This is a genomic window from Mesorhizobium sp. B2-4-19, assembly GCF_006441315.1.
GTDB lineage: Bacteria > Pseudomonadota > Alphaproteobacteria > Rhizobiales > Rhizobiaceae > Mesorhizobium.
In genome coordinates this window covers 24,688-37,438 of the sequence record NZ_VFUV01000022.1, presented here as the reverse complement: position 1 = coordinate 37,438, position 12,751 = coordinate 24,688, and the positions used below count along the sequence as shown (strand labels likewise).

The 12,751-nt window shown below is 64.3% G+C and carries 14 protein-coding genes; 7 read left to right on the top strand and 7 right to left on the bottom strand.

The features are described 5' to 3' along the window. Positions 1-29: 29 nt before the first annotated feature. From FJ546_RS27640 to FJ546_RS27610, 7 genes are all read left to right on the top strand, one after another. Positions 30-248 (top strand): hypothetical protein, encoded by a 219-nt coding sequence (locus FJ546_RS27640; RefSeq protein ID WP_010912852.1) that lies wholly within the window; start codon positions 30-32, stop codon positions 246-248. Positions 249-252: 4 nt separating this feature from the next. Then, on the top strand, positions 253-1,065 hold the full coding sequence (gene iolB / locus FJ546_RS27635; RefSeq protein ID WP_140892204.1) for a 5-deoxy-glucuronate isomerase: 813 nt from the start codon (positions 253-255) through the stop codon (positions 1,063-1,065). Positions 1,066-1,305: 240 nt separating this feature from the next. Further along, positions 1,306-2,013: a DUF1045 domain-containing protein gene (locus tag FJ546_RS27630; RefSeq protein WP_140892203.1), complete on the top strand. Its 708-nt coding sequence runs from the start codon at positions 1,306-1,308 to the stop codon at positions 2,011-2,013. A gap of 35 nt (positions 2,014-2,048) precedes the next feature. Continuing rightward, positions 2,049-3,203: an alpha-D-ribose 1-methylphosphonate 5-triphosphate diphosphatase gene (locus tag FJ546_RS27625; protein WP_140892202.1), complete on the top strand. Its 1,155-nt coding sequence runs from the start codon at positions 2,049-2,051 to the stop codon at positions 3,201-3,203. Beyond that, positions 3,200-3,829 carry a phosphonate metabolism protein/1,5-bisphosphokinase (PRPP-forming) PhnN gene (gene phnN, locus FJ546_RS27620; RefSeq protein WP_181168113.1) on the top strand — a complete coding sequence of 210 codons (630 nt, stop codon included), beginning with the start codon at positions 3,200-3,202 and terminating at the stop codon, positions 3,827-3,829. The genes FJ546_RS27625 and phnN overlap by 4 nt, the downstream gene beginning before the upstream one ends. Before the next feature lie 190 nt (positions 3,830-4,019). Beyond that, positions 4,020-4,775, top strand: a complete 756-nt coding sequence (locus FJ546_RS27615) for a COG4280 domain-containing protein (protein ID WP_140892201.1) — start codon at positions 4,020-4,022, stop codon at positions 4,773-4,775. Beyond that, the gene (locus FJ546_RS27610; protein WP_140892200.1) at positions 4,772-4,987 is read left to right on the top strand and encodes a hypothetical protein; all 216 of its coding nucleotides are present in this window, start codon (positions 4,772-4,774) and stop codon (positions 4,985-4,987) included. Before FJ546_RS27615 ends, FJ546_RS27610 begins: the two co-directional genes overlap by 4 nt. A gap of 67 nt (positions 4,988-5,054) precedes the next feature. Here the strand turns inward: FJ546_RS27610 and FJ546_RS27605 are convergent, their stop codons facing one another. From FJ546_RS27605 to FJ546_RS27575, 7 genes are all read right to left on the bottom strand, one after another. After that, positions 5,055-5,936 (bottom strand): SMP-30/gluconolactonase/LRE family protein, encoded by an 882-nt coding sequence (locus FJ546_RS27605; RefSeq protein ID WP_140892199.1) that lies wholly within the window; start codon positions 5,934-5,936, stop codon positions 5,055-5,057. 1 nt (position 5,937) lies between these two features. Next, entirely contained in the window at positions 5,938-6,906 is a 969-nt protein-coding gene (locus tag FJ546_RS27600; RefSeq protein ID WP_140892198.1) for an ABC transporter permease, read from the bottom strand. Beyond that, positions 6,903-7,931, bottom strand: coding sequence for an ABC transporter permease (locus FJ546_RS27595; RefSeq protein ID WP_140892197.1), 1,029 nt, complete (start codon positions 7,929-7,931; stop codon positions 6,903-6,905). Before FJ546_RS27595 ends, FJ546_RS27600 begins: the two co-directional genes overlap by 4 nt. Positions 7,932-7,934: 3 nt before the next feature. After that, positions 7,935-9,437 (bottom strand): sugar ABC transporter ATP-binding protein, encoded by a 1,503-nt coding sequence (locus FJ546_RS27590; protein WP_246686987.1) that lies wholly within the window; start codon positions 9,435-9,437, stop codon positions 7,935-7,937. Positions 9,438-9,504: 67 nt separating this feature from the next. Beyond that, positions 9,505-10,572, bottom strand: a complete 1,068-nt coding sequence (locus FJ546_RS27585) for a sugar ABC transporter substrate-binding protein (protein WP_140892195.1) — start codon at positions 10,570-10,572, stop codon at positions 9,505-9,507. A 57-nt stretch (positions 10,573-10,629) separates the two neighbouring features. Further along, entirely contained in the window at positions 10,630-11,694 is a 1,065-nt protein-coding gene (locus tag FJ546_RS27580; protein ID WP_246686986.1) for a substrate-binding domain-containing protein, read from the bottom strand. A gap of 262 nt (positions 11,695-11,956) precedes the next feature. After that, positions 11,957-12,721: a GntR family transcriptional regulator gene (locus FJ546_RS27575; protein ID WP_095773141.1), complete on the bottom strand. Its 765-nt coding sequence runs from the start codon at positions 12,719-12,721 to the stop codon at positions 11,957-11,959. Between the last annotated feature and the right edge of the window lie 30 nt (positions 12,722-12,751).

Below are 12,751 nucleotides of genomic sequence, written 5' to 3'. Positions count from 1 at the left end.
GGCGAGGCAGGTTGCTGTAGATTGGCCCGATGAAAGATTCCGAGCACCCCTTCTTCCGCCCGTTGTGGCGGCGTGTCGCCGTCGTCGCGGTCTGCGTCATCTGGTCGATCATCGAGTTCGCCACCGGCACGCCATTCTGGGGCACCATCGCGCTCGGCTTCGCCGGCTATGCCGTCTGGCAGTTCTTCTATCTCTACAAGCCCGCCGACGAGAACAAGGCGACGGCCGAGTCCGAACCGAAGGAGTAATCCGATGTCCAAGCTGCTCGTCAAAGCCGACAAGGGCTGTGGCCGCGTTGCCCATGTGACGCCGAAAAGCGCCGGCTGGACTTATGTCGGTTTCGACCTGCATCGGCTGCAATCCGGCGAAAGCGCCTCGGGAAAGACGGAAGACCGCGAGGTCTGCCTGGTCTTCGTCACCGGCAAGGGCACCGCGAAAGTCGACGGCAAGGATCTCGGCCTGCTCGGCGAGCGCATGTCGCCCTTCGTGGGCAAGCCTTGGTCGGTCTATGTGCCGGAGGGATCGGACTGGTCGGTGACGGCTGACACCGATCTCGAACTCGCGGTCTGCTCGGCCCCCGGCCTCGGCGGCGGCCTGCCGGTTCGGGTGATCGGGCCGGACGATCTCGGCCAGGAGGTGCGCGGCAAGGGCACCAACACGCGCTACGTCACCAACATCCTGCCGGAAGGCAAGCCTGCCGATTCGCTGCTGGTGGTCGAGGTCATCACGCCCGGCGGCCACACGTCGAGCTATCCGCCGCACAAGCATGACCAGGACAATCTGCCCGCCGAATCCTATCTCGAGGAGACTTATTACCACCGCCTCAACCCGCCGCAGGGCTTTGCCTTCCAGCGCGTCTACACCGACGCGGACAAGCATGGCCATCGCGCGCTCGACGAAGCCATGGCGATCGAGGATGGCGATGTCGTGCTGGTGCCCAAGGGGTATCACCCCTGCGCGGCCTGCCATGGCTACGACCTCTACTACCTCAACGTCATGGCCGGGCCGAGACGGACGTGGAAATTCCACAATGCGCCCGAGCACGAATGGTTGATGAAGGCCTGACCGGTCCGAGATTCCTCCCCAACCTATTGGTCCAGCTCGGAAAAATCGTCGGCTAAGGACTTATGGGGTCGATTTGCCTTCGAAAACCCTGCAAAGCTTCGTCAATCCGTCATGGAAATCACCTATGGCAGCGGGTCTAGTGCATGTCGCCCAGAAGTGTCTAGCGGTTTTGGGGGCGACGATATGCACCCAACGAAGACTTAAAGCGCGCGTCGCGGCGCGCTTTAACGAGGACCTCTCATGCGATATGCCATCTACTTCACCCCCCGGCAGGACGAACCGCTGGCGCGGATCGCCGCCAATTGGCTGGGCCGTGACCCGTTCGGCGCGGCGACAGCGCCGGTTGAAGCCGTGGCCGATTTGTCGGCGGCGGAAGTTGCCTTCCACACCGCCTCGGCCCGCCGCTATGGCTTCCACGCGACGCTGAAGGCACCCTTCCGCCTGGCCGCCAACGAGACCGAGACTTCGCTGCGCGCTGGGCTCGACCATTTTGCCGAAGCGACGCCCGTTGTGACGATCCCGCGTCTCGTCGTCAGCCAGATCGACAGTTTCTTCGCGCTGGTGCCGGAGGGACCGCTGCCGCCGCTCAACCGTTTCGCCGACCAGGTGGTGCGCGATTTCGACCGGTTCCGCGCGCCGCTGACCGAGGCCGAGATCGAGCGGCGCAGCCCGGATTCGCTGAAGCCGGCCGAGTTCCGCAATCTCTGCCAATGGGGCTACCCCTATGTCTTCGAGACCTTCCGCTTCCACATGACGCTGTCGGGCCGCGCCGGGCCACAGGAAAGCCCACGTTTGCGCGCAGCAATCGACAGCCTGTTCGCGGATGTACTGCGGCAGCCGGTGGTGGTCGACGCGCTGACGCTGTTTGTCGAACCCGAACCGGGCGCGCCGTTCATGGTGCTTTCGCATCACGCGCTGGGACGCCGCCCGGCAAGAAAAACCGCCTGAACACCCCTGCTCGAAGAACCAAAGGACTGCCCGAAATGACCGCCGAGACCGTTCTTTCCAACGCCCGCATCGTGCTTGCCGACGAGATCGTCGAGGGGTCGCTGGTGCTGCGTGACGGCTTTATCGCCGACATAGATGCCGGCAGCAGCCGCACCAGCGGGAATATGGCCGGCGAGGACATGGGCGGCGACTATGTCATTCCCGGGCTGGTCGAGCTGCACACCGACCACCTGGAAGGCCACTACGCGCCCCGGCCCAAGGTGCGCTGGAACCCAATCGCCGCGGTGCTTGCCCATGACGCGCAGGTGGCGACGGCCGGCATCACCACCGTGCTCGACGCCTTGCGCGTCGGCATGGACGAGGACGCCGACCTGACCTTGGCCGATATTCGCAAGCTGGCCGATGCCATCGAGGACAGCGTCGCGCAGGATCGCCTGCGAGCCGATCACTTCCTGCATCTGCGCTGCGAGGTTTCGGCGCCGGATTGCCTGCAGGCCTTCGCCAATTTCGACCGGGACGACCGGGTCAAGCTGGCTTCGCTGATGGATCATGCGCCCGGCCAGCGTCAGTTCGTCAATCTCGAAACCTATGCCTACTACTACCAGCGCAAGCTGAAGCTGACCGATCGCGACTTCCAATTGTTCTGCGAGAAGCGGATGGCGGAATCGGCGCGCTATTCGGCGCCGAACCGCGCGGTGATCGCGGCTGCCTGCCATGAGCGCGGCATCGTGCTCGCCAGCCATGACGACGCCACTTCGGGCCATGTCGACGAGGCGATCGAGCAGGGCGTGCGCGTTGCCGAGTTCCCGACCACCGAGGAAGCGGCGCGCGCTTCGAAGGCCGCGGGCCTGGGCGTCCTGATGGGTGCGCCGAACGTCATGCGCGGCGCCTCGCATTCGGGCAATGTCTCGGCTCGCACGCTGGCCGGCGACGGCCTGCTCGACATCTTGTCATCAGATTATATTCCTTTCAGCCTGATCCAGTCGGCCTTCTTCCTCGGCGACATGGTCGAAGGCATTTCGCTGCCGCAGGCGGTCGCCATGGTGTCGAAGAACCCGGCTGAGGCCGTTGGCCTGACCGACCGCGGTATCATCGAGCAAGGCCGCCGCGCCGACCTGGTGCGCGTGCGTGTCGATGATCATGTTCCGGTGGTGCGCACCGTCTGGCGGCAAGGGCGCCGGGTCGCATGATGGTGTCGGCCTTGATCGAGCGTGAATTGTCCGCTGAAATGTTCCCTGTCCGTCATGGCGTCTTTGTCGCCGTCGTGGGGCCAAGCGGCGCCGGCAAGGACACGGTGATCGGCTACGCCCGTACCCTCTTCGCCGATGAGACCCGGCTGGAGTTCGTGCGCCGCGTCATAACCCGGCCGAGCGATGCGGCGAGCGAGGATCACGACACGCTGGCCGACGCCGCCTTCGTCGAGGCCGAGGCTGACGGCGCCTTCGCCATTTCCTGGGAAGCGCATGGCTTGCGCTATGGCCTGCCTGCCGATGTCGACTGGTCGGTCGCCAATGGCCATGTGGCGGTGGCGAACGTGTCGCGTGCGATCATTCCCACCTTGCGCGAGCGCTACGCCAATCTGGCCATTGTCGAGATCACTGCTTCGCCTGACGTGCTGGCCGAGCGGCTGGCGATGCGCGGCCGCGAGTCGCGCGGCGAAGTGCTGGCGCGCCTGGCGCGCAGCGCCAATGTGACCCTGACCGGCCCCGGCGTGACCACGATCGACAATAGCGGCCCGCGTGAGGTGGCCGGCGAGCGCTTCGCCGAGCTGCTGCGCAAGGCAATGGCCTTCTCCGACATGTCGGGCATGATCTGATAGGTGTGCGTCCCGCAGCCGCAGCGTGCGCTGCTCGATTGGCCCCAAGCGCCGCCCATGGACGCTCACTTGCTTTCCCGCGGCTTCCGGAGCGCTATGTGGTGCTGACCACAGAAGTGATTCCGGGCCACGCGTCCTGGAACAGCCGCTCAGAGTATCCGGGGCGAACGAGACAGGACAGGAAGCTTTGATGCAGACGCTTACGCCCATCCTCCCGACGGTCACGGCGGCATTTCTCGCCTCCTTCGTCGAGGTCGTCGAAGCCTTCACCATCGTGCTTGCGGTCGGCGTGACGCGCAGCTGGCGCCCGGCGCTGACGGGCGCCGCCTTGGCGCTGGCGTTGCTGGCGGCGCTGGTGCTGGCATTCGGACCGCTGCTGGCGCTGGTGCCGATCGCCACGCTGCAGTTCGTCGTCGGGGTGCTGCTGATCCTGTTCGGCATGCGCTGGCTGCGAAAGGCGATTCTGCGCAGCGTCGGCGTCATCGCGCTGCATGACGAGGACGCGGCCTTTTCCAAGGAGACCGCCGCCCTCAGCCAGCAGGCCAATGACCGCCGCGCCGACTACCTCGCCGGCCTGGCCTCGTTCAAGGCGGTGCTGCTCGAGGGTGTCGAGGTGGTGTTCATCGTCATTGCCGTCGGCGCCGCCCATGGGCAGACGCTCTACGCCAGCCTGGGCGCGCTGGCAGCCTTCGTCCTGGTGATGCTTATCGGCCTGGCGGTGCACCGGCCGCTGGCGCGCGTGCCGGAGAATGCGCTGAAATTCGTGGTCGGGCTGATGCTGACCAGCTTCGGCATCTTCTGGACCGGCGAAGGCATCGGCGCCGACTGGCCGGGTGCCGATCTCGCTCTGCTCGCCATCTTCGCCATCGTCGCGCTGGCGTCCCTTGCCATGGTGCGCTGGCTGCGCGGCACCTATCCCGTATCAGCCGGAGGGTTCGCCCGATGAGCGTCATTCGCCTTGTTGCCAGGGAATTCCTCGGCATGTTCGTCGATGACGGCAATCTGGCGCTGCTGGCACTGGTGCTGGTGGCAGCCGTCGCGGTGGCGGTGAAGCTGCTGGCCCTGCCGCCGCTGCTCGGCGGCGCGCTGCTGCTGGTCGGCTGCCTCGCCATCCTGCTGCAAAGCGTTCGCCGCGCCGCACGTGCGGTCAAACGGTAAAGACGGCCCGCACGGTTGCGACCTCGAACATCGTTTCGATAGCGAAACGATGTTCGAGCGACACTGGCTATCCTTTGAACGCCGGCAGCGTCAGGCCCTTGACGCCGACATCGAGCGCGAACAATCCGCCCGGATTCTTCTGGCGGACGAAGTGGCTGGCCGGACGCTTGAGCACCGCCGAGGTGACATAGAGGATGTCGAGGTCCTTGCCGCCGAATTCGCAGCACGTCGGCAGGTCGGTCGGCAGAACCACGGTCTGCATCAATTCGCCATCAGGATCGTATCGGCAGACCTTGCCGGTCACCGGGACGGTCACCCAGTAGCAGCCCTCGGCATCGACGGTGGCGCCGTCGGCGACGCCGCCGGTCATCGTCATGTCGATGAAGGTGCGGCGATGCTCGATATCGCCGGTGGCCGCATCGAAATCATAGGCCCACACCGCGCCGGCATGGCTGTCGGAGAAATACATGGTCTTGGAATCCGGGCTCCAGGCGAGCCCGTTGGAGCAGCCGATGCCGTCGATCATCTTGTGCACGGAAAGGTCGGGATCGAGCCTATAAAGCGCGCCGATGAATTCGATCGGCTGACCCGGCACCTCGAACATCGAACCCGACCAGAAGCGGCCCTGGCGATCCGGCTTGCCGTCGTTGAAACGGGTATTCGGCATATGCGCTTCCGGATCGACGATCGCCTCGAACGTGCCGGTCGCCGGGTCGAAGAAGTGAAAGCCGTTGGCCATGGTCAGCACAAGGCCGCCCTTTTCGCGCAGGCCGAGGCAGCCGAGATATTCCGGTGCCTCGAAGGTCTCGTCCTTGCCGGTCGCGGGGTCGTAGCGATGGATCAGCTTCTTCCAGATGTCGATCCACCACAGCACGCCGGCCTTGGGATCCCAGAGCGTGCCTTCGCCGAGTTCGGCCCTGGCATCGACGACGCAAGTGATTTCGACCATGTCAGCCCTCTTTTCTCCGCAGCCTGCCGCCGAGACCGGCAAAGGTTTCGCTGCCGATCGTGACGGTGAGCAGGATCACCGCGCCGTAGACGATGAGCAGCGCGCCGCTCGACAGGTTCAGCGCCGGCAAAAGACCGGTGAGGATGGTGAGCACCATGGCGCCGGCGACGGTGCCCAGATAATGGCCGCTGCCGCCGAGGATGGAGGCGCCGCCGATGGCCACCGCCGCGATCGAGGTGAACAGATAGGCGTCGCCCATGCCGAGATAGGCCTGGCCGGAATAGCCGGTCAAAAGCATGCCGGCGAAAGCGGCGGTGAGGCCCGAGATGACATAGGTGAGGATGGTGGTGCGCGCGGTCGGCACGCCGGAGAATTCGGCGACCGTGGCGCTGGTGCCGAGCGCGTAGAGATGGCGGCCGAACGCCGCCTTGGAGAGCAGCAGCGCCGCCACCAGGGTCAGCACCAGCCAGATCAGCGCGATGACCGGAAAACCACTGAGCCGCCCCACCGACAGGAACTGGATAAGGGCCGGCGCCGACGGCGTGGGCGAGCCGCCAGTCAGCACCAGGATCAGGCCTTGCAGGATCACGTTCGTGGCCAGCGTCATGATGATCGGCGGCACGCCGAACTGAGCAACGCCGATGCCGTTGATGAGGCCGATGAAGGCGCCGCCGGCAAGCAGCAGCGGTATGACCCAGACCAGCGGCAGATCCTGCCCTCCGCACAGCAGCGCCATGATGATGGCGGCCGAATTCAGCACCCAGGGCACCGACAGGTCGATGCCGCCGCCGATGGTGACGAAGGTCTGGCCGAGCGCGACGATGCCGACGAAGGCGGCGAGCACCACGGTGGAGCGCATGTTGGAGACGGACAGGAATCCCGGCGAGAACAGCGCCGTGACCAGGAGCAGCGCCAGCATGCCGGCATAGGCGAGCACGATGAGGCGGTTGCGGGCGAGGAAAGCGCTCATTGGACACGGTTCCTTGCGGCTTTCTCGGCGACGGAACTGGCCAGCACCGAGAGCAGCAGGATGACGCCGGAGGCGACCGGCTGCCAATAGCTCGACACATGCAGGACGAAGACCAGATTGCCGATTAGGGTGAGCACGAAGGCGCCGATCAGCGTGCCGGCAAGATGGCCGCGGCCGCCGAACAGGCTGACGCCGCCGATGACCGCCGCCGCCACCGAAGGCAGGATATAATCCTTGCCGATGGTGGGCGAGCCGGCGCCGGTCTGCGTCGCCAGGAACAGCGCCGCACCGGCCGCGAACAGGCCGGACAGGCCATAGGTGACGAGGTTGACCCTTGCGATCGAGACGCCGGACAGGAAGGCCGACTTTTCGTTGGAACCTGTCGCCTGGATGGCGATGCCGACCCGCGTCGCCCGGAACCACCACCAGAACAACAGCAGCGCCAGCAGCATCCAGACCGGGCTGGTCAGGCCGAGGAGCTGTGCGGAAGCGAAGCCGACCCACCATGAGGGAATGCTGCCGCCATCGGTCGGCAGGATGATCATGGCGACGCCGTTGAGGATCGACCAGGTGGCGAGCGTGACTAGGAAGGGCTGCAGCTTGAGCAGCGAGATCAGCAGGCCGTTGAGTGCGCCGATCAGGAAACCGAGTGCCAGGATGATCAGCGCCCAAAGTGCCGTGGTCGACGGATCGTCGGTAAAGCGCGTCGCCGCGATCACCGTGCCGAGGCTGATCATGCCGCCGATCGACAGGTCGATGCCGCCGCGCAGCAGCACGATGGTCTGCCCGGTCGCCGCCAGCATCAGCGTCATCGCCGCCGCCGTGTCGAGGTTCAGCTCGTCCAGCGAGAAAACGCCGGATTGCAGGCTGCCATAGATGCCGACAATCAAGGCCAGCATCAGGCAGGCGACCAGGAACGGCGCGCGGTCGAGCAAGCGGCCGCGCCAGTCGATGACCGGTTTGGTGGGCTTCGTCTCGGCCGGCCTCTCCGCCATCTCCACAGTCTGCTCCACGGACATCACCATGATTCAGGCCGCCCTGGTTTCAAGCATGGCGGCGCGCAGGATTTCCTCCTCCGAAATGTGATCCCCTTCCAGCGTCGCGGCAATGCGGCCGTTGCGCATCACCAGCACGCGGTCGGCGACATGGACGAGTTCCGGCATGTCGCTGGAATGGAACAGGATCGCATAGCCCTTGGCGGCGAGGTCGCGCATCAGCTGGAAGATCTCGCCCTTGGTGCCGACATCGACGCCGCGCGTCGGATCGTAAAGCAACAGCACGCGCGCCTGCGTCAAAAGCATCTTGCCGAAGATGACTTTCTGCTGGTTGCCTCCAGACAAGGTGCCGGCAAGCTGTTCCGGCGTGCCGGCCTTGATACGCAGGAAATCGACCATTTCCTTGACGAGCGCCGCTTCCTTTTGCCGGCTGAGCAAGCCGTTTTCGGTGAAGCGCTTGATGACCGACAGCGTCAAATTCTCGCGCACGCTCTTGGTCAAAAGCAGGCCCTGGCCGCGCCGGTCCTCCGGCACCAGCGCGATGCCGTCCTTGCCGGTCAGCGCCTGGCGCGGATTGCCGATCGAGACCGGCTTGCCCCACAGTTCGATCGAGCCGCTCGCCTTGGTGGCGCCGAACAGCGCCTGAAACAATTCGCGCTGGCCATGGCCTTGCAAACCGCCAACGCCGAGCACCTCGCCCTCGCGCAGCGCGAAGTCGACGCCGGAAAGCCGGCTGCCGCTCGAAAACCCCTTTACCCCGAGAGCGATGCGATCGGTCGCGGTGGACACACGCTCGGGATAGAGCCGGTCGAGATGGCGGCCGATCATCTGGGTGACGATCTCATTGTCGGACACGGCATCGGCCGCATGCGCGGCGACGGTGCTGCCATTGCGGAAGATGGTCAGCCGGTCAGCGATGGCGCGCACTTCGGCCATGCGATGCGAGATGAAGATGACCAGCCTGCCCTCGGCGGCGAGCTGCCGGGTAAGGTTCAGCAGCCATTCGGCTTCCCGTGCCGGCAGCGCCGAGGTCGCCTCGTCGAGGATCAGGATACGCGGGTCCTTGGCCAGGCCCTTGGCGATCTCGACGATCTGCCGCTCGGCCAGGGTCAGCCGTCGCAACTCCTGATCCGGGCGAAGCGCCGGAAAGTTGTATTTTTCCAGCAGCGCCAGCGTTTTGCGGCGCATCTCCGTGCGATTGACGGTGCCAAGCCACGTGCGCGGCTCATGGCGAAACCAGATGTTCTGTTCGACGCTGAGATCAGGGATCAGCGACAACTCCTGGAAGACTGCGGCGATGCCGCGTGCCTGCGCCGCATCCGGATCGGCCGGGCGATAATCCTGGCCATCAACCAGGATCGAGCCGCCATCATGCTGTACGGCGCCCGACAGGATCTGGATGAAGGTGCTCTTGCCCGCACCATTCTCGCCAAGCAGGGCATGCACCTCGCCGGCGCGGGCGCTGAACGTCGCCTCGCTCAGCGCGACAATGCCGCCATAGCGTTTGGACAGGCCGTTGACAGTGACAAGGTCCATGCATGCGCCTTCGAAAAGCTCTCCCGACATCTTGCGATGCCGGGAGACAGGGTCGTGGTCACGGATGTTACTTGCTGCCGGCGGCTTCCGCAGCGGTGATCTCTACCCAATCGGGCGTGATCGGCAGCGTCAGGCCGGGCGCCTGGTCCGGGAAGGCATTTTCGCCAATGGCGATCTTGATCATCTTGGTGCCTGGATAAAGCTTGGACTCGAAGGGATCGGTGGTGACGAAATCGCCCTTGACCGAGACGGAACGTTCGGCCGGCTTCTTGCCGGTGTCGAGAATATCGACCGCCAGCTTGATCGCTTCCGAGGAGAGATAGGCAGGGTTGGATCCCAGGATGCACTTGGCGCCTTGCGTCTGCGCGCAAGTGACGGCGGCGACATTGTAGGAGAAGCCGACGACCGGGACGATCGGCCGGCCAGCATCCTTCAGCGCCTGGATGGCGCCAGAGCCATAGCCTTGCGTCATGATGCCGTCGATCTTCGGATTGGCGGCAAGCAGCGCCGCCACACCCGACTGTTCCGGTCCGAGCGCATAGTTGCCGTTGTAGTAGCCGACGACCTTGATGTCGGGATATTTGGCCAGCACCTTCTCATAGCCCCCCTGCAGCTGCGCCGAGATCGGCGCCCCGGCGAGGCCGCGGTCGAGGATGATGTTGCCCTTGCCGCCAAGCTGCGTGGCCATCCACTCGGCCATGACGGCGGGGATGCGGTCCCAGTCGGAAGCAACGGCATAGGCGCAGGGTTCGGTCACCACCTGGTCGAAGGAGATGACGACGATGCCGGCGTCGCAGGCTTTCTTGATGGTCGGGTTCAAGGCCGAGTCCGAACCGGCATCGACGAGGATGGCGTCCGGCTTCTGGCGGATGATGTTGTTCAGCGAGTTGATCTGCGCCTGGACGGTGTTCTCGACATTCTCGATCTTGAGGTCGACGCGACCCTTCAGCGGCCCTTTGTTGACCGAGACGGTGGCGACGCGCTCCATCTGCTGGCGCCAGTCATTGCCGACGAAATTGTTCGAAAGATAGATGGTGTAGGGCTTCTTATCCTCGGCGTGGCCAGTCTGCATGCCGGCAGCCATCATGGTGGCGGCAAAAGCTGCTAGGCCGATGTTACGGCTCAATGATTTCATGATTTTCTCCTCCCGTTTCTCGTTTCGCGCCTGACGTGGCGCATCGCAATCACCAAATCAGGTTCCCGAGGCCTCCTTGGGGGTGATCTCCACCCAGCTCGGCGATACCGGCAGGGAAAGCCCTGGCGCGAGATCCGGAAATACGGTCTTGCCGAGCTCGATCTTCACCGCCGAGGAATTCGGCGCGTATCTGGCGTCGACCATATCCGTGGTCAGGCCGGGTGAATTGAACAGCACGGTGGTGTCGGCGGGCTTCTTGCCAGTGTCCAGTATGTCGACCGCGAGCTTGATCGCTTCGGCCGACAGCGACGGCGGATTGGCGCCGAGCCAGCATTTGGCTCCCTTGATCTCGGCGCAGGTGACACCGGTGCCGTTGAAGGCGGCGGCGACGATCGGCACCATCGGCCGGTCGGCATTCTGCAGCGCCTTGATGGCGCCGGTGCCGTAGCCCTGCGAGAAGATGCCGTCGACTTCCGGATGCGCGGCAAGCAGGCTGGCCACGCCTTCCTGCTCGGGCCCGGCGGCATAATTGCCGTTGAAATAGCCGACGATCTCGATGCCGGGATATTTCTTCAGCACGGCACCAAAGTTCTTCTCGAACTGTTCCGAGATCGGCGCGCCTGCGAGGCCGCGATCCATGAAAACCTTGCCCTTGCCGCCAAGGATGGAGGCCATCCATTCGGCCTGGTTGTTGGCCATGATGTCGAAATCGGAATGCAGTTTGTAGGCGCATTCCGCCGACACGGTTTGGTCGAAGCTGACGACGATGATGCCGGCGTCGCAGGCTTTTTTGATGGTGGGATTGAGCGCCTCGGCCGACGACGCATCAATGAGGATGGCAGCCGGTTTCTGGCGGATGATGTTGTTCAGCGAATTGATCTGCGCCTGAACGGTGTTCTCGGCATTTTCGATCTTGAGGTCGACGCGGCCCTTCAGCGGCCCCTTGTTGACGGCGACATTGGCGACGCGTTCCATCTGCTGGCGCCAGTCATTGCCGACGAAATTGTTCGAGAGATAGATGGTGTAAGGTTTCTGGGTCGCTGTGTGGCCCGGCATCGCAGCCATCGACGCCGCGAACCCGGCAAGCGCCACGAAGCAGACGCTCAAGCTCCTTGGTTTCATGGTCTTCCTCCCTGTATTTCCTGCCCAGCCGGTGATGGACTGCGCCATCTTAGTCGGATGAAGACGACAAATTGATACCGGTACCAATCGCTGTTGTCAATTTGCCCAGACTTCCCAAAGGCTGCGTCCGCGAGCCGAATTCGCCGGAGCTCCTCTCTTGCGACGTCTCCCGTGGCCAGCACTTCAGCCTAGCTATCATGCTATTATAATTTTATGAGCCTGTCTATGCGACGTCAGCAGAAAATCCCGCCTCCGGCGCGCTTCAGGACAGGTCGTTCGGCGCGTCGTAAGTGATGCTGAAGATATCGGCGGGGTGGCGGGCGACCGAGAATTCGATGCTGCGCTGGTCCGCCGACTGGTAGAGCATCTCTACCGTCAGCACCGGACTGCCGAGTGTTATGCCGAGGTCGGCGGCAACCGCCTCGTCGGCGATCTCGGCGCGAACCGTGACATGCGCCACGTCGAGCCGCAGGCCGAGATGTTTCTGCACCGAACGGAAGATCAGCACGTCGGAAAAATCTTCCCGCTTCAGGCGCGCACCGATGTCGGGCGGGAAATAGGTGGTGATCTGCGCCTTGCGCTGTTCGCCGATCGACAGAACGCTGCGCAGGCAATAGCCGGCCTCGTCCTTGCCCATGCCGAAATGGCGCTGGAGCACGGGCGAAACCTCCTTGCGGTAGGATTTCACCGTCAGCTCGGCATCCTTGGTGAAGGCCGCCATGTCGGCGAAATTCTTGAACTTCCAGCTCAGATTTACCGAGGGGCTGCGCGCCGCGACCACGGCAGGCTTGGCCGAACGCTTGCGGATCAGCCCGTCGGCCTCGAGATCGCGCAGCGCCTGGCGAACCGTGATCAGGCTGACGCCAAAATGCTCGGCAATGGTCGCTTCCTTCGGCAGTTCGCCGCCGACGGGGAAGGTGCCGTTGCCGATCGGCTCGCGCAGAATGTCGGCGAGTTGGCGGTAAAGCGGCCCGTTGGCGCGGCCGAGCGTGCGCCTGGGAAGACTGTCTATGGTCGGGTGGTCCATGTGCCTCGTCGCGCCTGTGTCGAAGCTTTT